This window comes from Pasteurellaceae bacterium RH1A, assembly GCA_012221805.1.
Classification (GTDB): Bacteria; Pseudomonadota; Gammaproteobacteria; order Enterobacterales; family Pasteurellaceae; genus RH1A.
The window spans coordinates 566,171-587,879 of sequence record CP015195.1 but is presented as its reverse complement, the minus strand read 5'-3'; the positions used below and the strand labels follow the sequence as shown (position 1 = coordinate 587,879).

Genomic DNA, 21,709 nt, shown 5'->3' with positions numbered 1-21,709 from the left:
CATAAGAAAAAACGCCAAGTTGAGTAAAACTTGGCGTTTAGGGCTTAGAGATTCACCACAAACTTACCCACACCCAGCTCATCTTCCTTGCGGGTGCGGTTAATCACGCTTTGGGCAGACTCGATGACCCGTAGGCCCATCTCATCTTCGGTGCGAACCACCTTGCCCCGTAGGGAGTTGGTGTAAACATCGGTAATCAGCACATCAACAAACTTGCCGATCATATCAGGTGTTCCTTCAAAATTGACCACACGGTTGTTTTCGGTGCGGCCTGTCAGCTCCATCAAATCTTTCTTAGACGGGCCTTCTACCAAGATCCGTTGCTCCGTGCCTAACATGGTGCGGCTGATCTGTTGGGCCTGGTTGTTGATGCGTTGTTGCAGGCGGTAGAGGCGTTCTTTTTTCTCGTCTTCCGTGACATCATCCGGCAGATCGGCGGCTGGCGTGCCTGGTCGGGCCGAGTAGATAAAGCTAAAGCTCATATCGAAATTGACCTGCTCAATCACCTTCATGGTTTGCTCGAAGTCTTCCGCTGTTTCACCTGGGAAGCCCACGATAAAGTCGGAGCTGATGGTAATATCTGGGCGGGCTTCACGCAGTTTGCGGATAATGGCCTTGTATTCTAGGGCCGTGTGGTTACGCTTCATCATGGTCAAGACACGGTCTGAACCACTTTGAATTGGCAGGTGGAGGAAGCTGACCAACTCAGGTGTGTCCCGATACACTTCGATAATATCATCGGTAAATTCAATCGGGTGGCTGGTGGTGTAACGTACACGGTCAATGCCGTCAATGGCGGCCACTAAACGCAAGAGTTCGGCGAAGGTGCAAATCCCGCCGTCAAAGGTGTCGCCCCGATAGGCGTTTACGTTTTGGCCAAGCAAATTGACCTCACGCACGCCCTGGTCGGCCAGTTGGGCGATTTCAAACAGCACATCGTCCACTGGGCGGCTGACCTCTTCCCCACGGGTATAAGGCACGACACAGAAGGAGCAGTACTTGTTACAGCCTTCCATAATGGAAACAAAGGCAGTTGGGCCTTCGGCTCGTGGTTCTGGCAGGCGGTCGAATTTTTCGATTTCAGGGAAGGAAATATCCACAATCGGGCTGCGGTCGCCCCGCAGGCGGTTGATCATTTCAGGCAAACGGTGCAGGGTTTGCGGGCCGAACACGATGTCCACAAAAGGGGCACGGTCACGGATATGCTCCCCCTCTTGGGAGGCCACACAGCCGCCCACGCCAATCACTAAATCTGGGTTGGTTTTCTTGAGCAGCTTCCAACGGCCTAGCTGGTGGAAGACCTTTTCCTGGGCCTTTTCACGAATAGAACAGGTGTTAAGCAAGAGCACATCGGCTTCTTCTGCATTGTCAGTTAGTTCAAAGCCGTGGGTAGAATTGAGGAGGTCAGCCATCTTGGATGAATCGTACTCGTTCATCTGGCAGCCCCAGGTTTTAATATGGAGTTTTTGGGTCATCTTTATAATCTTAGGTAATCAAAGGGTTAATCAAGGAAAAATGGGCGATATTTTACTCTTTTCTTGCCCCGATAGCCATAACTAAAATTTAGCCATCTTGCTCCAGCATTCTCTGATGGCGCCAGCGTCCTCGCTGGTGCCGTGGTTTATTTGAAATCTGGGGGTAGGAAAGCAGCACCAGCCTGGAGGCTGGCGCTATCGGGGTCCAATTTTTGGGGGGCAGATCACCGCTTGTAGCATACATATCCCTGATTTTTTACTGTGATAGAATAAAATTTAAGTATTCAATCTGTCGTTTTATATCCTTGATAACTCGTTCATCATAATCCCAATTTTCAAGAAAATTCCACTTTTCAGATTGAGGATTTACCATATTATTCAAAATTTCAATGGATTTTAAAATCAGCACTTTTCTTTGTTCAATATATCTAACAGGAAAGGCATAAGCCGAACCAAAACAGCATAATACATGGACAGCTGCACGAAAGCTATCAAACTCTTCATCATCTAAATTAAAATTTAGAATGGTTTCAACAACCAAACTAAAATCATTATTTTTCCAAAAGAGGTGAAACCAGTCCGCAGCTTCATCATTTGACCAAGAATAAATATCTGTTTCTGCCATATTAAATAACCTTAATTAAATTTAATCCCCGATGTCACCAGCCTCTAGGCTGGTAACAAACACAAGCGGCAACTATCCCGCCCCCGATGTCGCCAGCCTCCAGGCTGGTGACAAACACAAGCGGTAAACCTAAGGCTATTTTTTGCAACATATTAAACATAACTCCCCGCTTGTAATTATAAATATCCCATCACCAGCCTGGAGGCTGGTACTATCGGGGCCAGTCTAACGTAAACATCACCGTCAATCAAACCCAAGATTCTTGGAGTGTAGCCATCAAAACTCGCCGCCAAAATTGAGCAAAATTCCATCATTCAATCGTTTATTTTCTATTCTGTGAATGAGATCACATTTTTTTTGTTCAAAAAACGGTATCCTTGCGCCCGACATTTTCCCTTAAGCACATTCACGCTGTTTGAGTGAATATCTATTCAACATCCAAAAGGAGCTTTCTTATGAAAAAAACGATCTTAACTGCTGCTGCGCTTGCTGTAGGCCTAGGCCTTAGCACTCTTGCTCAAGCCAACACCAAAATTGGGGTCACCATTTACAAATACGATGACAACTTTATGTCATTAATGCGTAAAGAAATCCAAAAAGAAGCTGAACCTTTAAAAGACGTTCAACTTTTAATGAACGACTCTCAAAATGCCCAATCTATCCAAAACGACCAAGTGGATGTGTTGATTTCTAAAGGCGTGAAAGCCCTGGCCATTAACTTGGTGGATCCATCTGCCGCTCCAACCGTGATTGGCAAAGCCAAACCAGACAACCTCCCAATCGTGTTCTTCAATAAAGACCCAGGTGAAGCGGCTCTGGCCAAATACGAAAACGCCTACTATGTGGGTACAGACCCGAAAGAGTCTGGCCTAATCCAAGGTAATTTGATTGCCAAACAATGGAAGGCCAACCCAGCCCTTGACCTTAACAAAGATGGCAAGATCCAATATGTGCTCTTAAAAGGTGAACCAGGCCACCCAGATGCCGAAGCCCGTACCAAATATGTTGTGGAAGAACTCAACAACCAAGGCATTGGCACAGAACAGCTCTTTATCGACACCGGTATGTGGGATGCGGCCATGGCCAAGGACAAAACCGATGCTTGGTTATCTAGCTCTAAAGCCAACCAAATCGAAGTCATCATTTCTAACAACGATGGTATGGCCCTAGGTGCACTTGAAGCCACTAAAGCTCACGGCAAAAAACTGCCTATCTTCGGTGTGGATGCCCTGCCTGAAGCCCTTCAGTTAATCCAAAAAGGTGAATTGGCTGGTACAGTGCTTAACGATGGTGTGAACCAAGGTAAAGCCGTTGTTCAACTCTCTAACAATCTTGCAAAAGGCAAACCAGCCACTGAAGGCACCAACTGGAAATTAGAAAACCGTGTTGTGCGTGTGCCTTATGTTGGGGTGGACAAAGACAACCTATCTGAATTCTTAAAATAAGATTGTCGGCTAACTGCCCTAAGCCAGAACAAGCGGTGGAAAAGGTAAGAAAATTTGCAAAAAATAGGCAAAATTTCCCCGCTTGTTGCCTCCTCCTGATGGCTTAGACGCATTTATCCCACAACATACTAGGGGGGCTTGCTCCCCTTTTTTCTGTGAGGCTGAATATGACAAGAACAATTCAAAACGAAAGCCAAGATAGCCAAGTGCTGCTCACCATGAGTAATGTGAGTAAGTCCTTTCCTGGAGTGAAAGCCTTAGATAAAGCCAATTTAACCGTGCGTTCCTACTCTGTCCACGCCCTTATGGGTGAAAACGGGGCGGGCAAGTCCACGCTGTTAAAATGTCTGTTCGGTATTTATGCCAAAGATGAAGGGGAAATCCTCTTTCTGGGCAAGCCTGTGAATTTTAAGACCTCCAAAGAGGCACTTGAGAACGGGATTTCCATGGTGCATCAAGAGCTAAATCTGGTTAAACAATGCTCGGTAATGGACAACCTTTGGCTGGGTCGCTACCCGCTCAAGGGCGTCTTTGTCGATCACGCTAAGATGTACCGTGAAACCAAGGCCATTTTTGATGAATTAGACATTAACATCGACCCAAGAGAAAAAGTGGCCAAGCTCTCGGTTTCGCAAATGCAGATGATCGAAATCGCCAAGGCCTTCTCCTACAACGCCAAAATCGTGATCATGGACGAGCCGACTTCTTCGCTCTCTGAAAAGGAAGTCGATCACCTTTTTAAAATCATTGAGAAGCTCAAAAACAAGGGCTGCGGCATTATTTATATTTCGCATAAGATGGACGAGATCTTCAAGATCTGCGATGAAATCACCATCCTGCGGGACGGCAAGTGGATCAACACCGTGGCCGTGCCAACCACCACCATGGATGAAATTGTGTCTATGATGGTTGGCCGTGAACTGACCCAACGCTTCCCTGAAAAAACCAACCAACCCAAAGAAACCATCTTGCAGGTGGAACACCTGACCGCCAAGAACCAGCCTTCTATTCAAGATGTCAGCTTTGAGCTGCGTAAGGGCGAGGTGCTAGGCATTGCGGGCCTGGTGGGGGCGAAACGGACGGACATCGTGGAAACCATCTTCGGGGTGCGGGAAAAGGCATCTGGCACTATCAAGCTCCACGGCAAGGAAATGAACAACCACACCGCCCTTGAGGCCATCAACAACGGCTTTGCCCTGGTGACGGAAGAACGCCGTTCCACGGGGATTTACGCCAATCTCAGCATTGAGTTCAACTCCCTGGTTTCTAATATGAAATCCTATATTGGCAGTTTGGGCCTGCTTAGCAACAAGAAAATGAAGAGCGATACCCAGTGGGTGATTGATGCCATGAACGTCAAAACCCCAAGCCATAAAACCAATATTGGATCGCTTTCAGGCGGTAACCAGCAAAAGGTCATTATCGGCCGCTGGCTCTTGACCCAGCCTGAAATCCTTATGCTAGACGAGCCAACCCGAGGCATCGACATCGGGGCCAAATTTGAGATCTACCAACTCATTCTCGAACTGGCTAAAAAGGACAAGGGCATCATTATGATTTCCTCCGAAATGCCTGAATTGCTGGGGGTCACCGACCGCATTCTCGTGATGAGCAATGGACGGGTGGCCGGCATTGTGGAAACCGCAAAAACCTCGCAAGAAGAAATCCTACAACTTGCAGCAAAATATCTCTAAAAAAGGAAGTGAATTATGGCAGCCTTACAACAAAATAAAACCCTTGAGTTTTTAAAGCAAAATGCGATCTACTTCGTCTTGCTTATCCTGCTTGGCATCATCATTGCCCAGGATACCTCATTCTTAAGTTTAACCAACTTCAGTAACATCTTAACCCAGTCTTCGGTGCGTTTGATTATCGCCCTGGGTGTGGCAGGCCTGTTGGTGACCCAAGGGACTGACTTATCCGCCGGTCGTCAAGTGGGCTTGGCAGCGGTGATTTCCGCCACCCTCTTGCAGGCCATGGACAATATGAACCGAGTTTTCCCAGACCTGGGCGAAATTCCAATCCCTGTAGTGATTCTTATCGTGTGTGCAGTGGGTGCGGTGATTGGCTTGATTAACGGCTTTGTTATCGCCTACCTCAACGTCACGCCATTTATCGCCACCATGGGTACCATGATCATCGTGTATGGTTTCAACTCCCTCTACTATGATGCAGTGGGCGGCTCCCCAATTGCCGGTTTTAACGAAAACTTTACCAACTTTGCCCAGGGCTTCTTCCGCTTCGGCACCTTCAAGCTGTCCTACATCACCATTTATGCGGCAGTGTGTGCCTTCTTGGTTTGGGTGATGTGGAACAAGACCCGCTTTGGTAAAAACATCTTCGCCATCGGCGGCAACCCAGAAGCAGCCAAGGTGTCAGGCGTAAACGTGGCCCGCAACCTAGTAGCCATTTATATGATTGCAGGTATCTTCTACGCCTTCGGCGGTATGTTAGAGGCCGGCCGTATCGGCTCTGCCACCAACAACCTGGGCTTTATGTATGAGCTTGATGCCATCGCAGCCTGTGTGGTGGGTGGTGTCTCCTTCGCAGGTGGTGTGGGTACAGTTTTAGGCGTGGTAACAGGGGTGCTTATCTTTACCGTTATCAACTACGGCCTCACCTACATCGGCGTAAACCCATACTGGCAATACATCATCAAGGGCAGCATCATCATCTTGGCCGTGGCCATTGACTCCCTTAAATATGCCAAGAAAAAATAAGTCACTTGGTTTAAAATAGAGCCTGTACCGCCCTGCGGTGCAGGTTTTTTGCTTTTATTCAAAAGATAGCGCCAGCCTCCAGGCTGGTGCGAAGAAATACAAGGCACCAGCCTGGAGGCTGGCGCCATCAAGTAGATAGAAGAGGTGTCTTATGACCCAAGAATGGCTCTACTGGGCCTTGGCCTCCGCCCTTTTTGCTGCCCTAACCGCCATCTTTGCCAAGGTAGGCTTGCAGGGCATTGACTCGGATTTCGCCACCTTTATCCGCATTATCGTGATTTTTCTGGCCCTGGGGGCTTTTTTAACCTACACAGGCAAGTGGCAGCCCTTGAGTTCACTTAGCACCCGTAACTGGATCTTCCTCATTCTGTCAGGCCTGGCCACAGGAATTTCCTGGCTGGCCTATTTTAAGGCCCTGCAAATGGGCAAAGCCTCTCAAGTCGCCCCCATTGATAAGCTGAGCCTGGTGCTGGTGGCCATTTTTGCGGTGGTCTTTTTGGGTGAACGGCCAAGTGGACAGGATTGGCTGGGGATTGGATTGGTGGCGGCGGGTGTGTTGGTGCTGGCTATCAAGCGGTAAATTCTCCCTCCCCCGCTTGCGGGGGAGGGCAGGGGAGGGGGGATTGAGCGAAGCTCAAGAGACAAGCGGGGCAAAAATCACAAAAATTTGCAAATTTTCATGAAAATCTAACTGCTTGTTGCCTGACGGCAATCCCCCCACCCTAACCCTCCCCGCAAGCGGGGGAGGGGATTAAGAGGAAACCTAAGGCAATAAACGCTCCAACTGCCACAGATCTTCAAAGCGTTCCCGCTGCTTAATCAGGTAGGCGGTTGCGCCGTCCACCATAACCTCAATGGCTCGTGGGCGGGAGTTGTAGTGGGAGGACATGGTCGCGCCATAAGCACCGGCCGAACGCACAGCGATTAAATCGCCCTGGTCGATGGCCAATTCCCGCTGCTTGCCTAGGAAATCCGAGGTTTCACAAATCGGCCCGACCACATCATAAAGGGCTTTTTCCCGCTCAAGGTTTCTGTCCACCTCAATGATCTGCATATAGGCCTCATAGAGGGCAGGGCGGATCATATCGTTCATGCCCGTATCGACAATGGCGAAGTTGCGGTCTTCATTTTGCTTGAGATATTCCACCTTGGTCACCAAAATGCCGGCATTGGCGGTAATGGCCCGGCCGGGTTCTAGGATAATTTCAAGGTTGGGATAGGCTGCAAGCTTATCCAAGAGGGCGGCCACGTATTGGCTGGGCTGCGGTGGGGTTTCGCCATTATAAGGCACGCCCAGGCCGCCGCCTAAATCCAAGTGGTGAAGCTCAATCCCATCTTCCTTGAGCTGCTCCATCAGCACAATCACCCGTTCAGCCGCGTCTAAGAAGGGTTGCAGCTCGGTCAGTTGAGAGCCGATGTGGCAGTCCATACCAGTGATTTGTACATGAGGCAGACCCTTGGCCAGGTTATAGACCTGGCGGGCTTCTTTCACGCTAATGCCGAACTTGTTTTCCTTGAGGCCAGTGGAAATATAGGGGTGGGTTTTGGCGTCCACATCAGGATTAACCCGCAGCGAAATGGGGGCAGTCTTGCCCATTTGGCCGGCTACCTCATTAATGCGGTGAAGTTCGGCCACAGATTCCACGTTAAAGCAGCGAATGCCGACCTCCAAGGCCCGTTCAATTTCTTGGTGGGACTTGGCCACGCCCGAGAAAATGACCTTGCTGGCCTCCCCACCTGCTGCCAAGACCCGTTCCAGCTCCCCTTGGGAGACAATGTCAAAGCCCGAGCCCAGACGGGCCATCAGGTTGAGCAAGCCAATGTTGGAGTTGGATTTGACCGCAAAACAAATCAAATGCGGGTGGCTGCCAAAGGCTTGATCGAAAGCCTTCCAGTGGCGTTCCAAGGTGGCACGGGAATAGATATAGGCCGGGCTGCCGTATTGTTTGATGATTTCCGCCACAGGCACGTCTTCGGCCATAAGCTGCTGGTTGTGATAGTTAAAATGATCCATTAAACGTGTCCTTACTGGGCCTTTTGTTCGTGTGGAGGTGGGTTATCAGGGAAATAAAGCGGGCCTTTCACGCCACAGGCGCTTAAGCCAAGGCTAGCCACAAGGGCAATAAAGAGGAATTTTTTCATAATCTTTACCTAAATCAAAAAGTGGGCTGATTTTACCACGTTATACCATAAAATCAGCCATAATTTTCAGTATTATGTAGTATGAATATAAAGCTGAAAGACGGTTGGTGAGCTTGTCGAACCATTAGTCTTTCAGCCTGTTTTTTGCACAAAACTTATGCTTCGACAAGCTCAGCAACCGTTTTGTGTAGTGCGATTGCCAGCATAATACCGATTTTTATCCCCAACGATTGAATTGATTTATGGCCTTTGTGCCAAGTTGTGGCATAATTTTGCCCATTTGATATTTTAGTAAGGAAAACCTATGTCCCAAGCCAAAATCGGCGTGCTCTTGGCCAACCTCGGCACCCCAGATGAACCGACTACGCCTGCGGTAAAACGCTACCTCCGTCAATTTTTAAGCGACCAGCGGGTTATCGACCTGCCCAAATGGAAGTGGCAGCTTATTCTCAACACCATGGTCTTGCCTAAACGCTCCCCCAAGGTGGCCGAAGCCTACCAGAGTATTTGGACGGAAGCAGGCTCGCCGCTCCTAGCCATCTCCCGCCAGCAGCAGCAAGCGGTGGCCAATCACTTTAAACTTACAAATCAAAATGTGGTGGTTGAACTGGGCATGAGCTACGGCAACCCTAGCATTGAAGGGGCGGTGGACAGCCTGCTCAAGCAGGGCGTGAGCAAGATCATCGTCCTGCCCCTCTACCCCCAATACAGCTCCACCACCACGGCTTCAGTCTTTGATGCCTTCGCCCGTGGCCTGAGCACCCAAAAGGGCATGGTGGCCTTTGATTTTATCCATAACTACCACAACGATCCCCTTTATATCCAGGCTTTGGCCAACACCGTTAAATTGGAGGAAGATGAACTGCTGCTCTTTTCCTTCCACGGCATTCCAAAACGCTATGAAACCGAGGGCGATTTTTACGCCAGCCACTGCCGAGAAACGGCCCGTTTGGTGGCCGAAAAATTAGGCTTGCAGGAAAACCAATGGTTCTTGAGCTTCCAATCCCGCTTTGGCGATGAAGAATGGCTTAAGCCTTACACAGATGAAACCCTACAAAACTTCCCACAAAAGGGCGTGAAAAAGGTGGCGGTTATCTGCCCAGGCTTTTCGGCAGACTGCTTAGAAACCTTGGAAGAAATTGCCGAAGAAAACCGTGAATACTTTGAACAGGCAGGCGGGGAGAGTTACCGCTATATTCCAGCCTTGAACGCCAGTGACGATCATATTCGGGCTTTGGTGGGTTTGATTGAGGCTAAAATTGCGTAGCGTGGGCTTTAGCACTCGCTGGCGCCAGCCTCCAGGCTGGTGCCGAATGCCAAATAAAAAAGGCACCAGCGAAGACGCTGGCGCCATCAGAGAGATGAGGGGCAAATATAATTTGCCCCTACAATCTTAAAGAATATTATCAAACTGCTCCAACATTTCTTTCGGCCACACGCTGGATTGCACCTCGCCGATATGTTTTTTGTGCAGAAGGAACATGGCTAGGCGGGATTGGCCGATACCACCACCGATAGACAGCGGCAGGCGGCCTGCTAGCAAGTCCTTGTGCCAGTCCATTTTTAGGCGGTCTTGGTCGCCTGTTAGTTCCACCTGTAGGCGTAGGGCCTTTTCATCCACCCGAATGCCCATGGAAGAGAGTTCAAAGGCTGTGCCTAATTCTTCGTTCCAAACCAAAATATCGCCGTTGAGGCCCTTGTAGCCCTTTTCGGATTCGGTTGTCCAGTCATCGTAGTCTGGGGCGCGGCCATCGTGCGGTTTGCCATCAGAAAGCTTTCCACCAATCCCGATTAAGAATACCGCACCATATTCCTTACAAATAGCATTTTCACGCTGCTTGCCTGTCATGTCTGGGTAGCGTTTGACCAAGTCTTCGCTGTGTACAAAGGTGATTTCTTTTGGCAAAACAGATGGAATATCAAAGCGGGCTTCCACTGCAATTTCGGTTAAGCGAATGGCCTTGTAGATGGAACGCACGGTTTCTTTGAGGTAGTCAAAGTTGCGGCGGCCTTCAGGAATAACCTTTTCCCAGTCCCACTGATCCACATAAACCGAGTGGGTTGGATCGAGCGAGTCTTCATCAGGGCGCAGCGCCTTCATGTGAACAAAGAGGCCTTCGCCTTCGGCAAAGTGGAAGCGGGCCAGGGTATGGCGTTTCCATTTAGCTAGAGAGTGGACGATCTCAAAGGTGGCATTAGGAATTTGTTTAACGTTTACTTGTACCGCCTTTTCAATGCCTGACAGGTTGTCCTGCATACCGTTGCCCACCTGGCTTAAGATTGGGCCTTGCACTTCCACAATGCCTAATTGCTCAATGAGGTTTTGGGTAAAGGTGTTCTTCACAAAGCTGATTTCTTGTTGTTGTAAGATAAATGACTTTTTCATGGTTTGTCCTTAAAGTAAATGTGTTTATTCAAAAAAGATGAGCTTAATTTAAAGAAATCTCAAAAAAATGCAAGGTTCATCAAACAAAAAAGCAATATGATTAGATATTATCTAATTAAGTGTGCTATATTTTATGTATTCATTAACAAAATCAAAAAGGTGGGCTAATTTTGAACAAGCATTTGCAAATAAATCAACAACTGGACCCGCTTGATCGGCAAATTTTGCGGGCCTTAATTGATGATGCCCGCACCCCCTATGCCGAAATGGCCAAAAATTTTGGGGTCAGTGCAGGCACCATTCATGTGCGGGTGGAAAAAATGCGTCAGTCGGGCATTATTGAAGGCACAAAAATCCGCCTCAACCAACGCAAGCTGGGCTATGATGTCTGCTGCTTTATCGGGGTGATTTTGAAATCCGCCAAGGATTACGAGCAGGTTATCGCCAAACTTAATGCCTTTGAGGAGGTGGTCGAGGCCTACTACACCACGGGCAACTACTCCATCTTCCTCAAGGTCATGACCCATACCATCGAAGAACTGCACAGCGTGCTGGCCACCAAGATCCAGCTGATTGACGAGATCCAATCCACCGAAACCCTGATCTCCATGCAAAACCCAATTTTGCGGGATATAAGGCCCTAGATAAGGCGGTCGGTGAGATGCTTGCTGAGCTGGTCGAAGCATTAGTCGAACCGCCGTCAATTCACTCCAACAAGCGGCCAAAAAAGCACCAAAATCTGCAAATCTGAAATGACGCAAACGTTTTCAGTTGATCCACTTCACAAATTTGCACATTTTTAAGTGAAAATCATCGCTTGTTGGCCGCCATCATAGGTAAAATAAACCAAAACAACCCCTAAATTAAGGAGAGCATTATGTCTGAAGTATTTCACTTAGGTTTAACCAAAGCCATGTTAAAAGGCGCTAAAGTCGCCATCGTCCCAGGCGATCCTGCCCGTTCTGAACGCATCGCCCGTCAAATGGATAATCCAGAATTTCTTGTGTCCACCCGTGAGTTTACCTCCTGGTTGGGCTATGTAAACGGCCAACCGATTGTGGTTTGCTCAACTGGTATCGGCGGCCCGTCTGTCTCTATCTGTGTGGAAGAATTGGCCCAATTAGGCGTGCGTAGCTTCCTCCGCATCGGCACCACTGGCGCGATTCAGCCGCATATCAATGTAGGTGATGTGTTAGTCACCACAGGCGCTGTCCGCCTAGATGGCGCCAGCCGCCACTTCGCTCCGCTGGAATACCCAGCCGTGGCCGACTTCACCGCCACCAACGCCCTTTATGCCGCCGCCCAAAACCAAGGCATCACCCCTTATGTGGGCATTACTGCTTCATCTGATACTTTCTACCCAGGCCAAGAGCGCTACGACACCTACTCAGGCAAGGTGTGGAAACACTACCAAGGCAGCCTCAAACAATGGCAAGAACTGAATGTGATGAACTTTGAAATGGAATCCGGCACGCTCTTTACCATGTGTTCAGCCCTAGGCCTTAAGGCGGGTATGGTATCAGGCGTGATCGTAAACCGCACCCAGCAAGAAATCCCAAATGAGGAAACCATCAAGGACACCGAAATCCGTGCCATCAAGGTGGTGGTGGAAGCCGCCGGCGCATTGGCTGCGGCATAATGTAAATGTAAAAAAAGCCTTGGGAAACCAAGGCTTTTTGCTATAGCAAGATCTCGTTTTCTTAATGGAATCGCCCCAACCAGTCCCCAATAAAATCATAGGTGGTTTTAACGGTATCACCAAATTCTCCAGCCACGTTTTCACATTCCTTACAAGGGGTAATAAGGTGGCTTGCCCCTTCTACAAAGACAAGGGTTTTATCCTGACTGGCCGCATTTTGGTAGATTTTCTCTGCCGCTAAAAATTCCCAGTTGCCTGTCATACCCATTGTGAGTAGCGGCACACGAATGCCCTTGACCGCTGAAATCGGGCTGGTTTGGGTGGAATCCCAGTCCACGCCAGTAAAACCACTTTGGTTGTAGCCGAAGGTTTTTTCATCTGTACGAATAGCAAAGGTCGTTAAAAAGCTGTTTACGCTGGTTTTTAAGGCACTGGTGTTAAAATCGCCATCACGATCTTTGAGATTCTTGGCAGGGCGAACGGTGTGGATAATCTGCTTGACCTTGCTGCCGTCTGCCTTGAGCAAGTCCCATTCCTGCTCAGTGCGAGAGAGGAAGCGTGGATCTTGGCTGTAAAAACGGTTGTTCATGCCCAAATAATGTGCGTCTGCAATAATCATCGGCTCATTGCCCTTATACAATCCTTCGCCCTTGGCGATGGCGGCTTGACGACGTTGAGCCTGAGCGATTAAGCGGTTCATTCTGGCTGAAATGCCCTGTTGAAAACGCTGGGTAAAGTCCGCCGTATAAGTCGCCCCTGTTGGGCTAAAGCCGTTTTGTGGCTTAAAAAGGCTTAAGCTTTCGTCTCGTTTTTGTGGTTGATTTTCGTCCAAAATGGCAGGATTGAGGCTTAAAAGGGTCATTGTGGACAGCCCGTAATTTGCGTCTAGCAAAATAATGCCGTCAGCCTTGGGTAAATTAGCCAGTTTTTCTGATGAGCAAGGGGCAATTTTTTCCACCCCATTGCAGGCTGCCAGCCCGTTTTCGGCAATATTTTGATAGGCCGACAACATGGCTCCACCGCCACTATGCCCTAATAACACGACTTTCTTAATGCCTGCTTGTTCCTTGAGATAAGAAACCGCCTTGCCTGCATCAATCATAAATTGTTCAAAATCTACACCACTGGTAGCCAGGTTTTTGCTGAAAGAATTATTGACACACAGCACGTTAAAGCCCCGTTCTGACAACTCGGTACAGGCATTAAATTTTAAATAATCACCCTCGGCGTGCATTACCATAATGCCAATTGCCGATTTTGCTGAAGGGGTTTGAGCTTGATAATAAGCCCCCACTACGCCACCGCCCAGTGCAGCTAATTGGGGTTGGAGAGCCGTTTGAGCACTGGCCTGAGTGCCAAGTAGGGCAAGAGAAAGCAGGGAAAAAAGTTTTTTCATTTGAGTTTCCTTGAAGTTGAAGCTAATAGCGATAACAAGCGGGCTAAAATTTGCAGGTTTTTGCAAATTCAGCTCCGCTTGCCTTTAGCCAAGTACCGCCTTTAAATGAGTGCTATAGTCTGCCTTATACTGCTCCACCTGCGGATTTTTCATCACATCATTGCAGATATAGGTTGGCAATTTTCCCATGCCCATAAACTGATGGGCCTTGAAGAAGTGCATATACAGCCCGTCCACGCCCCGGCCTTCAAAGAAATCGCCCACTCGGTCAAAGGCCTCAATGGGGGCGTTCCAGGTTAGCGATAACATCACTTTTTTGTCTTGGCAAAGTCCGCCCGTGCCGTAACCCTCGCTTGGGTTGGTACGATGTCTTCCATCGCTGGTATAAAGTTTGCCGTGGCCTGCGGTAAAGACTTCATCAATGTATTTTTTAACCGTCCAGGGCTCGCCCATCCACCAGCCAGGCATTTGCCAAATCACCACATCTGCCCAGAGCCAGTTTTCCACTTGTGCTTCAATATCATAACCTTCATCAATCACGCATTCTCGAAGGGAGTGATTAAGTTCAGTTAATACTTCCTTGGCCACTTGGTGGAGGGTATGGTTAAGCAGCCCTTGGGAATGGGCAAAGGTTTTGCCGCCGTCTAGTAATAGAATGTTCATTGTGTGTTTCCTTATCTTTTTCTAAATTTGCCCCTTCGCCTTCTTTACTAAACCAGTTAGCCAGGCCTGGTGGCCGTTGATCATCGGATTTGGCAGGGTCTCTGCCAAGACATTGGCTGGCTCGCCGATTTGGCTTTCTTCGGTCAAAATACGCACACGGTTATTTGGTAGGTTTTCAAAGAGCCAGGCGTGATAGACTTGGCAAAAATCCTTGCCTTCGCCGAACTCGCCCGACCAGGCCATTCTGCCCACATTGCCGTCTGTGGAGATTTCAAATTCTTCTACTTTTGCCTTCACTAAAAAGCCGAAGGTGGTAAAGACAAAGTCTGCTCCTGCGGATAAGAGGCTGGTTGTACCATCACCCACTATAATGTTGGAACAGTTTTCATAGTAACTTTCCCATTGGGCGGTGTCGGCCAGATATTGCCACACATCGGCAAGCTGCAAGCCCTTCACAATCACTTCATTTGAGCAGTAGTTATCGGTTTCCCCTGGGGTATAAAGTTCAGGCCAGATAATGGCAGGTTGGCTATATTGGGTTGTCATCATAAATCCTCTTAAATCATTAAACCAAGCAAGCAGCCTTTCTGCTTGCGATGGGGGAATTATAGGCAGGCTAGTATTATTTGGCTAATTGATAATTATGATATAAGATATTTAAAAAGAAAATATCTGGAGAAGGTAATGCAACTGCACCAATTAGATCTGAATTTACTCAAAGCCTTGGATGCTTTATTGGATGAACAAAATGTCAGCCGAGCGGCAGAGCGTTTGTCGGTAACTCAATCAGCAATGAGCGGAATGCTAGCCAGACTACGAGAAAGCTTGAATGAGCCGCTTTTTGTCCGTGCCCAGTATGGAATGCTGCCCACCGAACGGGCCTTGGGCCTGCAAGCCCCTGTTAAGCAAATCCTGTCGCAAATTGAATCTCTCTTACAACCGCCTGAATTTATCCCAGCCCAGGCCGAATTTACTGTCAAAATCGGGGCAACCGACTATGCCTTTCGGGCGGTAATTGTGCCCTTCCTACAACAGCTCAACCAACTTGCCCCTAAGATTAAGGTGGCCCTGCTGCCCATTCAGTCAGGCAATGTAGCAAATCGCCTACACAAGGGCGAGCTGGATCTGGCCCTTATTACCCAAGGTGAAACCGCCCCTGATTTTCGGGTCAAGCCCCTTTATGATGAACATTATGTCTGTGCAATGCGCGCTGATCATCCTCTCTTGGCGAATTGGTCTTTGGAGAGTTTTTGTCAGGCTAGACACGCCCTGATTTCCTACCAAGGAGGACAGTTTGCAGGAGTGGTAGATGAGATGTTAGCTGGCTTAGGGAAGAGCCGTCAGGTAGATCTTTCGGTCTCCAGCTTTTTGATTCTGCCAGAAATTTTAAAAACGACAGATCTGATTGCCACCGTGCCTAGCCGTTTGGTACAGGGTGAGGGCCTGGCTCTCCGTCGCCCACCGCTGGAGGTAAAGGGCTTTACCAAACTACTGGCCTGGCACGAACGCACTCATCACAGCCAGGGGCATAAGTGGGTGAGGGATTTGTTGGTGAGGTCTTGTCAGTCGCCTTTTTAGATGAGCAAGCGGGGCAGGCTTGCAAGAAATTTGCAAATCTGCCCCGCTTGTTTAGAAGAAGATCTTAGGCTTTATCGCCAATTAAAACAGACTCAAGAGCAATTTCAATCATCTCGTTGAAGGTGGATTGACGCTCTTCGGCTGTGGTTTGTTCGTGGGTGCGGATGTGGTCTGACACGGTGCAGATGGTTAGGGCTTTGGCGCCGTATTCAGCAGCCACGCCGTAGATACCTGCCGCTTCCATTTCCACGCCTAAGATGCCGTATTTTTCCATCACATCAAACATTTCTACATCTGGGGTGTAGAAAAGGTCGGCTGAGAAAATGTTACCCACACGCACGTTTACGCCCTTTTGTTTGGCAGCTTCAACGGCGGCTAGGGTCATATCAAAGTCGGCAATGGCAGAGAAGTCGTTGTCTTTGAAGCGAATACGGTTCACTTTGGAGTCAGTACAAGCGCCCACGCCGATGATCACTTCACGCAATTTCACATCAGGGCGCACGGCGCCGCAAGAGCCGACACGGATGATTTTTTTCACACCGTATTCGGTGATGAGTTCTTTAGCATAAATAGAGCAAGATGGAATGCCCATGCCGTGGCCCATAACGGAAATACGGCGACCCTTGTAGGTGCCGGTGTAACCGAACATATTACGCACATTGGTGACTTGTTCGGCGTTTTCTAGGAAGGTTTCGGCGATATATTTGGCACGAAGTGGGTCGCCTGGCATTAGGACGACATCAGCAAATGCACCTTCAGGTGCGTTAATGTGTGGAGTCATTTTGGTTTCCTCGTTTTATCTGTTTATGAAGTTGAAGTGATGGCGCAAGCGTCCACGCTTGTGCCTTTTTTGCTATCAGCACCAGCCTGGAGGCTGGCGCTATCTTTTATTAGGTTTAATAACCCGTTACCGCTTTGGCCTCTTGGTCATTCAAGGTCGCAAGCAGGTTGCCTAAGAGACTTGAAGCACCGAAGCGGAAGTGTTGAGCATTAACCCAATCTTGGCCGAGAATTTGAGCCGCTAAGGCCAAATAGGCTTGGGCTTCTTCAGAGGTTTTTACCCCGCCTGCGGCCTTAAAGCCCACCTTATCAGCCACGCCTAAGTCCCGAATGGTTTCCAGCATAATTTGAGCGGATTCCAGGGTGGCATTGACAGGCACTTTACCTGTGGAGGTTTTGATAAAATCTGCCCCTGCCTCAATGCTGATTTGGCTGGCCTTGCGGATGAGTTCAGCAGTTTTTAGCTCACCAGTTTCGATGATAACTTTCAATAAAACACCTGCTTCTGCACAAACGGCCTTGCATTGTTTGACCAAGTCAAAGCCAACTTGTTCATTGCCAGCCATCAGGGCACGATAAGGGAAAACCACATCCACTTCGTCCGCCCCGTAGGCCACAGCGGCCTTGGTTTCACTTACTGCGATTTCAAGGTCGTCATTGCCATGCGGGAAGTTGGTGACGGTGGCGATTTTTACCTGCTCGGTGCCTTGGGCTTTCAGGGCCTTGCGGGCGATTGGCACGAAGCGGGGGTAAACACAAACAGCGGCAGGTGTGCCGAAGTCCGTCTTGCCTTGCTGGCAGAGGGCGATAACTTTTTCGTCTGTGTCGTTATCGTTGAGGGTGGTTAAGTCCATTAAGGACAGGGCTTGTTGAGCAATTTGTTTTATGGTCATATTTCCTCCGAAATCGTTTGCGTGAGCCATAAACGACAACACCACAGTTTCCTGTGGTGTTGCATGATAAGCGGGGCGATTATAACACAGCTCCGCCGATACCGATAAATAATCCTGCAATGGTTGCACTCATAAGGTTAGAGAGGGAACCTGCAAGCACGGCTTTCATACCAAGGCGGGCAATGTCGCCGCGGCGGTTTGGCGCCATGGCACCCAGGCCGCCAATTAAGATAGCAATGGAGCTGAAGTTAGCAAAACCACAAAGGGCGAAGCTGATAATGGCCTTGGTTTTTTCAGTTAGTACCATTGGGGCTTCAGGGCCTAGGTATTTGGCGAATTCTAAGTAACCGACGAACTCGTTAATGGCCAGTTTTAAACCAATCATTTGGCCAGCCACTTCAGCCTCGTTCCAAGGCACACCAATGGCCCAGGCAAGCGGTTTGAAGATCCAACCTAAGATTTGGCCTAGGTTGAGGTCGCCATAGCCGAACCAGCCACCTACGCCGCCTAAGATACCGTTGATAAGGGCAATCAAGGCCACAAAAGCAATCAACATCGCACCCACGTTAAGGGCAAGTTGCATACCTGCGCCCGCACCTGCGGCCACGGCATCTAACACGTTGGCTGGTTTGTCTAAATCAACCTCTTCTAATTCATCACGGAATTGTTCGGTTTGTGGCACAAGGATTTTGGCGAATAAAAGACCACCTGGCGCTGCCATGAAAGACGCTGCAATCAAGTAGGCCAATGGCACGCCCATGCCAGCATAACCTGCCATCACCGAACCTGCGATAGAGGCTAAACCACCAGCCATAATGGCAAAGAGTTCAGACTCGGTCATTTTGCCGATGTAAGGTTTTACGATAAGCGGGGCTTCGGTTTGGCCAACGAAGATGTTAGCAGCCGCTGACATGGATTCAGGTTTAGAGGTGCCCAAGAGTTTTTGCAAGCCCCCACCGATGATGCGGATAACCCACTGCATCACGCCGATGTAGTAGAGTAAAGAGATAAGAGCTGAGAAGAAGACGATGGTTGGAAGCACACGGAAGGCAAAGACGAAACCGCCGCCACCGAAGACTTCAAACATTTTGTCACTGACCAAGCCACCAAAGAGGAAGGAAATCCCTTCGTTACCGTAAGAGATAACCTTGCCTACGCCGTCTGCGGTGGCGCCTAGGGCGTCACGGCCAGCTGGCACATATAAGATCAAGGCACCGATACCAATTTGAATGGCAAGTGCGCCCAATACAACACGCAGGTTAATCGCTTTTTTGTTGCTCGAAAACACGAATGCAATCGCCAACAAAACCACGATACCCAAAAGGCTATTTAAAGTTTCCATTGTGAATACCTCAAGAAAAGTACTAAAAAATAGATAGAGAAAAAGTTGCGCTACTATACCGATTTTTTGGGGCAAAATCTTCAATTTTTTAAATTTTGCAAAGACTAATTGACAAAAATAAGATTTAGATCACACTTTAGGGGCGAACTTTAAGTAAAAAAGGAGTAAATAATGCAGAATTTGCGTGAAATTTATCTAGCAGGCGGCTGTTTTTGGGGCCTAGAAGCCTTCTTAAAACGCCTCAATGGGGTGGTATCTGCCCAGTCTGGCTATGCCAATGGCAATAGCCTCAACCCAAGCTATCAAGAGGTCTGCCAGGGCAGCGGCCATGCGGAAGTGGTTAAGGTGGTTTATGATGCCAATCAAACCAACCTAGCCACCATTTTGGGCTTCTTCTTTAAGGTTATCGACCCTGTTAGCATCAACCAGCAGGGCCACGACAAGGGTATTCAGTACCGCACGGGGATTTACTATGTCGATCCTGCCGATATTCCTGTTATCAATCAGGCCTTGGCAGACCTGCAAACCCAATATGAGCAGCCACTTGCCTTGGAAAATGAGCCTTTAGAGCAGTATTTTCCAGCCGAGGAATACCATCAGGAATACCTTGATAAGAACCCAACGGGCTATTGCCATATCGACATCGCCCTTATGCGGGAGCTGTGGGCCAGCCAATAGGCTACAAGCGGTTGGGTTTGCAGGATTTTTTGCAAATTTGACCGCTTATCTTTATCTCTAACGCTTCTCTTTTTCTTCCTTATCCATTTTTTCTTCTACTGGATTTACCTCTACTTCTTCCGCCAAAATCCCCGCCGTTTCTTCGGTCAAGGCCTCGGCCTCATGATGAGGTGGAACAAAAGGGGTTGGGCGCCAGTATTTTTTGACGATTTCTTCAGACGTGCCGCCATGGAGGAATTCCTCGTGCAGGCGTTCTTGGTCTAGCTGACGGACATAGGCAATCACTTCATCGGCTTCCACCTCGTTAGAACCCAACTTCATAAGGGCCGCTCGGCTGAGGGTGATGGCTGATTCAAAGGTTTCACGCACTTGATAATCCACCTTATGCTCCATCAGTTTAATGGCGGATTGGCGGTCGAAGGTGCGGGCAAAAACGGGGGTGAGCGGATACTCGTGTTTGATGAGTTCGACAATTTTCGCCGTGCGTTCAGGCTCGGCCAGGCCGATAATCACGCAGCTGGCCTGTTCAATCCCGCTGGCTCGCAGCACGTCCATTCTGACTCCGTCCCCATAATAGACCTTAAAACCGAACTTGGCTGCGGCACGGATATTGCCAATCTCACGGTCGATAACCGCCACGCTCAAGCCCCGAGCCAGGAGGGTTTGGCAGACAATCTGGCTGAAGCGGCCAAAGCCAATCACCAGCACGGGGCTGCTGATGCCTTCAGCTAAATCAATGCCATCTAAGTTAATTTCTTCCTCGGTATTTTTAGGCTTACGCAAATTGGTGAGCTTACGTACGGCCAAGATAATCAGGGGCGAGAAGAGCATGGAGAGGATAACCGCGGCCGTGAAGGTGGCGTGCATATCCTTGCTCATCACATTAGCGGTGGCGGCTGAGGAGAAAAGCACAAAGGCGAATTCGCCGCCGTGGGCCATAATGGCCATGCGAGCCACGGCTTCCTTGTGGGTTAAGAGAGTGATGCGAGCAATCACATAAATGGCCAGGGCCTTGCCCGTTACATAAAGGGCCACAATGCCCAGAAGCCAAAGCCAGTTGTTAAAGACCAAACTCAGATCCAGCGACATACCCACGCCCATAAAGAAAAGCCCCAAGAGCAGGCCTCGGAAGGGTTCAATATCGGCTTCTAGCTGGTGGCGGAAGGCGGACTCGGAGAGCATCACGCCGGCCACAAAGGCGCCCATAGCCATGGACAGGCCGCCAAATTCCATGGCCAGGGCTGCCCCTAAAACCACTAGGAGGGCGGCAGCGGTCATCATTTCCCGAATTCGAGCCTTGGAAATCATACGGAAGATGGGGTTCATAAGCCATTTGCCTGCCACCACTAGGCCTACAATCATCACCAGTGGAATGGCGATGGTCATCCAGTTGGTGGGTTCGCTGCTTTCATGTTGTGGGGCGAGAAAGGCGACCGAGGCCAAGAGTGGCACAATGGCTAGGTCTTCAAAAAGCAGGGTGGACACAATTCTCTGCCCCTTGGGCGTGGTGCTGACACCCCGCTCTTCCAAGACCTGCATCACAATGGCGGTGGAAGAGAGGGTAAAGCCCATGCCGGCAATAAAGGCCACCTCTCTTGGCAGGCCCAGGAGATAAATGCCGGCAAAGGTCAAGAGAGCGCCGCAGCCAGCCACTTGTAGCAGGCCTCGGCCGAAGATGGCCTTACGCATGGCCCAGAGGCGTTCGGGGTGCATTTCCAGCCCGATGATAAAAAGGAACATAACCACGCCCAGCTCAGCCATGTGAACCACAGCAGACGGATCTTGGAAGAGGCCAAAAACAGACGGCCCAATCAGGCAGCCAGCCACCAAATAGCCCAGCACGCTGCCCAGGCCGATACGTTTAAAGAGCGGCACAATGGTAATGCTGGTGGCCAAGAGGGCGACCACCTTGACCAGTTCAGGATTGGCTAAATTTGACATATTTCC

General features: G+C 49.2%; 20 protein-coding genes. 9 read left to right on the top strand and 11 right to left on the bottom strand.

The window, feature by feature from the left end; all coding sequences use genetic code 11:
• Positions 1-44: 44 nt before the first annotated feature.
• Both A4G20_02875 and A4G20_02870 read right to left on the bottom strand, forming a co-directional pair.
• On the bottom strand, positions 45-1,475 hold the full coding sequence (locus tag A4G20_02875; GenBank protein ID QIW15350.1) for a tRNA (N6-isopentenyl adenosine(37)-C2)-methylthiotransferase MiaB: 1,431 nt from the start codon (positions 1,473-1,475) through the stop codon (positions 45-47).
• Positions 1,476-1,731: 256 nt separating this feature from the next.
• Entirely contained in the window at positions 1,732-2,100 is a 369-nt protein-coding gene (locus A4G20_02870) for a hypothetical protein (GenBank protein ID QIW15349.1), read from the bottom strand.
• A gap of 455 nt (positions 2,101-2,555) precedes the next feature.
• On the opposite strand from A4G20_02870, the gene A4G20_02865 reads away from it, so the two are divergent.
• From A4G20_02865 to A4G20_02850, 4 genes are all read left to right on the top strand, one after another.
• Entirely contained in the window at positions 2,556-3,545 is a 990-nt protein-coding gene (locus A4G20_02865; GenBank protein ID QIW15348.1) for a methyl-galactoside ABC transporter substrate-binding protein, read from the top strand.
• Between the two features lie 167 nt (positions 3,546-3,712).
• Complete coding sequence (locus A4G20_02860; GenBank protein ID QIW15347.1) at positions 3,713-5,239, top strand: galactose/methyl galactoside ABC transporter ATP-binding protein MglA; 1,527 nt, start codon at positions 3,713-3,715, stop codon at positions 5,237-5,239.
• 15 nt (positions 5,240-5,254) lie between these two features.
• The gene (locus A4G20_02855; GenBank protein ID QIW15346.1) at positions 5,255-6,265 is read left to right on the top strand and encodes a galactoside ABC transporter permease MglC; all 1,011 of its coding nucleotides are present in this window, start codon (positions 5,255-5,257) and stop codon (positions 6,263-6,265) included.
• A 151-nt stretch (positions 6,266-6,416) separates the two neighbouring features.
• Complete coding sequence (locus A4G20_02850) at positions 6,417-6,845, top strand: hypothetical protein (protein ID QIW15345.1); 429 nt, start codon at positions 6,417-6,419, stop codon at positions 6,843-6,845.
• 183 nt (positions 6,846-7,028) lie between these two features.
• Here the strand turns inward: A4G20_02850 and A4G20_02845 are convergent, their stop codons facing one another.
• Positions 7,029-8,279 carry a diaminopimelate decarboxylase gene (locus A4G20_02845; protein QIW15344.1) on the bottom strand — a complete coding sequence of 417 codons (1,251 nt, stop codon included), beginning with the start codon at positions 8,277-8,279 and terminating at the stop codon, positions 7,029-7,031.
• Between the two features lie 432 nt (positions 8,280-8,711).
• On the opposite strand from A4G20_02845, the gene A4G20_02840 reads away from it, so the two are divergent.
• Entirely contained in the window at positions 8,712-9,674 is a 963-nt protein-coding gene (locus A4G20_02840) for a ferrochelatase (GenBank protein QIW15343.1), read from the top strand.
• Between the two features lie 126 nt (positions 9,675-9,800).
• Here the strand turns inward: A4G20_02840 and A4G20_02835 are convergent, their stop codons facing one another.
• Entirely contained in the window at positions 9,801-10,793 is a 993-nt protein-coding gene (locus A4G20_02835) for an aspartate--ammonia ligase (protein QIW15342.1), read from the bottom strand.
• 170 nt (positions 10,794-10,963) lie between these two features.
• On the opposite strand from A4G20_02835, the gene A4G20_02830 reads away from it, so the two are divergent.
• A complete protein-coding gene (locus tag A4G20_02830) occupies positions 10,964-11,437 on the top strand; it encodes a transcriptional regulator AsnC (protein QIW15341.1) in 474 nt (157 codons plus the stop codon).
• A 233-nt stretch (positions 11,438-11,670) separates the two neighbouring features.
• Positions 11,671-12,432, top strand: a complete 762-nt coding sequence (locus A4G20_02825) for a uridine phosphorylase (GenBank protein ID QIW15340.1) — start codon at positions 11,671-11,673, stop codon at positions 12,430-12,432.
• 61 nt (positions 12,433-12,493) lie between these two features.
• On the opposite strand, the gene A4G20_02820 is transcribed toward A4G20_02825, so the two are convergent.
• The 3 genes from A4G20_02820 to A4G20_02810 form a co-directional block, all read right to left on the bottom strand.
• The gene (locus A4G20_02820) at positions 12,494-13,741 is read right to left on the bottom strand and encodes a hypothetical protein (GenBank protein QIW16839.1); all 1,248 of its coding nucleotides are present in this window, start codon (positions 13,739-13,741) and stop codon (positions 12,494-12,496) included.
• A gap of 171 nt (positions 13,742-13,912) precedes the next feature.
• Positions 13,913-14,491, bottom strand: a complete 579-nt coding sequence (locus A4G20_02815) for an NADPH quinone reductase MdaB (protein QIW15339.1) — start codon at positions 14,489-14,491, stop codon at positions 13,913-13,915.
• Between the two features lie 21 nt (positions 14,492-14,512).
• On the bottom strand, positions 14,513-15,037 hold the full coding sequence (locus A4G20_02810; GenBank protein ID QIW15338.1) for a polyketide cyclase: 525 nt from the start codon (positions 15,035-15,037) through the stop codon (positions 14,513-14,515).
• Between the two features lie 138 nt (positions 15,038-15,175).
• On the opposite strand from A4G20_02810, the gene A4G20_02805 reads away from it, so the two are divergent.
• The gene (locus A4G20_02805; protein QIW15337.1) at positions 15,176-16,069 is read left to right on the top strand and encodes a transcriptional regulator; all 894 of its coding nucleotides are present in this window, start codon (positions 15,176-15,178) and stop codon (positions 16,067-16,069) included.
• A gap of 64 nt (positions 16,070-16,133) precedes the next feature.
• Here A4G20_02805 and A4G20_02800 read toward each other — a convergent pair whose 3' ends face one another.
• The 3 genes from A4G20_02800 to A4G20_02790 all read right to left on the bottom strand — a co-directional run bounded on the left by A4G20_02800 (position 16,134) and on the right by A4G20_02790 (position 19,084).
• Positions 16,134-16,850 (bottom strand): purine-nucleoside phosphorylase, encoded by a 717-nt coding sequence (locus tag A4G20_02800; GenBank protein ID QIW15336.1) that lies wholly within the window; start codon positions 16,848-16,850, stop codon positions 16,134-16,136.
• A gap of 115 nt (positions 16,851-16,965) precedes the next feature.
• Entirely contained in the window at positions 16,966-17,742 is a 777-nt protein-coding gene (locus A4G20_02795) for a deoxyribose-phosphate aldolase (GenBank protein ID QIW15335.1), read from the bottom strand.
• A 79-nt stretch (positions 17,743-17,821) separates the two neighbouring features.
• Positions 17,822-19,084 (bottom strand): nucleoside transporter NupC, encoded by a 1,263-nt coding sequence (locus tag A4G20_02790; protein ID QIW15334.1) that lies wholly within the window; start codon positions 19,082-19,084, stop codon positions 17,822-17,824.
• Between the two features lie 171 nt (positions 19,085-19,255).
• Between A4G20_02790 and A4G20_02785 the strand changes: the two genes are divergently transcribed.
• Positions 19,256-19,762: a peptide-methionine (S)-S-oxide reductase gene (locus A4G20_02785; protein ID QIW15333.1), complete on the top strand. Its 507-nt coding sequence runs from the start codon at positions 19,256-19,258 to the stop codon at positions 19,760-19,762.
• 57 nt (positions 19,763-19,819) lie between these two features.
• On the opposite strand, the gene A4G20_02780 is transcribed toward A4G20_02785, so the two are convergent.
• Complete coding sequence (locus tag A4G20_02780) at positions 19,820-21,703, bottom strand: potassium transporter (protein ID QIW15332.1); 1,884 nt, start codon at positions 21,701-21,703, stop codon at positions 19,820-19,822.
• Positions 21,704-21,709: the final 6 nt, after the last annotated feature.

Coding starts and splice junctions, on each gene's coding strand:
- A4G20_02840 (QIW15343.1), top strand. CDS start 8,712: ATGTCCCAAGCCAAAATCGGCGTGCTCTTGGCCAACCTCGGCACCCCA.
- A4G20_02875 (QIW15350.1), bottom strand. CDS start 1,475: ATGACCCAAAAACTCCATATTAAAACCTGGGGCTGCCAGATGAACGAG.
- A4G20_02835 (QIW15342.1), bottom strand. CDS start 10,793: ATGAAAAAGTCATTTATCTTACAACAACAAGAAATCAGCTTTGTGAAG.
- A4G20_02800 (QIW15336.1), bottom strand. CDS start 16,850: ATGACTCCACACATTAACGCACCTGAAGGTGCATTTGCTGATGTCGTC.
- A4G20_02845 (QIW15344.1), bottom strand. CDS start 8,279: ATGGATCATTTTAACTATCACAACCAGCAGCTTATGGCCGAAGACGTG.
- A4G20_02805 (QIW15337.1), top strand. CDS start 15,176: ATGCAACTGCACCAATTAGATCTGAATTTACTCAAAGCCTTGGATGCT.
- A4G20_02860 (QIW15347.1), top strand. CDS start 3,713: ATGACAAGAACAATTCAAAACGAAAGCCAAGATAGCCAAGTGCTGCTC.
- A4G20_02855 (QIW15346.1), top strand. CDS start 5,255: ATGGCAGCCTTACAACAAAATAAAACCCTTGAGTTTTTAAAGCAAAAT.
- A4G20_02850 (QIW15345.1), top strand. CDS start 6,417: ATGACCCAAGAATGGCTCTACTGGGCCTTGGCCTCCGCCCTTTTTGCT.
- A4G20_02825 (QIW15340.1), top strand. CDS start 11,671: ATGTCTGAAGTATTTCACTTAGGTTTAACCAAAGCCATGTTAAAAGGC.
- A4G20_02865 (QIW15348.1), top strand. CDS start 2,556: ATGAAAAAAACGATCTTAACTGCTGCTGCGCTTGCTGTAGGCCTAGGC.
- A4G20_02795 (QIW15335.1), bottom strand. CDS start 17,742: ATGACCATAAAACAAATTGCTCAACAAGCCCTGTCCTTAATGGACTTA.
- A4G20_02780 (QIW15332.1), bottom strand. CDS start 21,703: ATGTCAAATTTAGCCAATCCTGAACTGGTCAAGGTGGTCGCCCTCTTG.
- A4G20_02785 (QIW15333.1), top strand. CDS start 19,256: ATGCAGAATTTGCGTGAAATTTATCTAGCAGGCGGCTGTTTTTGGGGC.
- A4G20_02870 (QIW15349.1), bottom strand. CDS start 2,100: ATGGCAGAAACAGATATTTATTCTTGGTCAAATGATGAAGCTGCGGAC.
- A4G20_02815 (QIW15339.1), bottom strand. CDS start 14,491: ATGAACATTCTATTACTAGACGGCGGCAAAACCTTTGCCCATTCCCAA.
- A4G20_02790 (QIW15334.1), bottom strand. CDS start 19,084: ATGGAAACTTTAAATAGCCTTTTGGGTATCGTGGTTTTGTTGGCGATT.
- A4G20_02810 (QIW15338.1), bottom strand. CDS start 15,037: ATGACAACCCAATATAGCCAACCTGCCATTATCTGGCCTGAACTTTAT.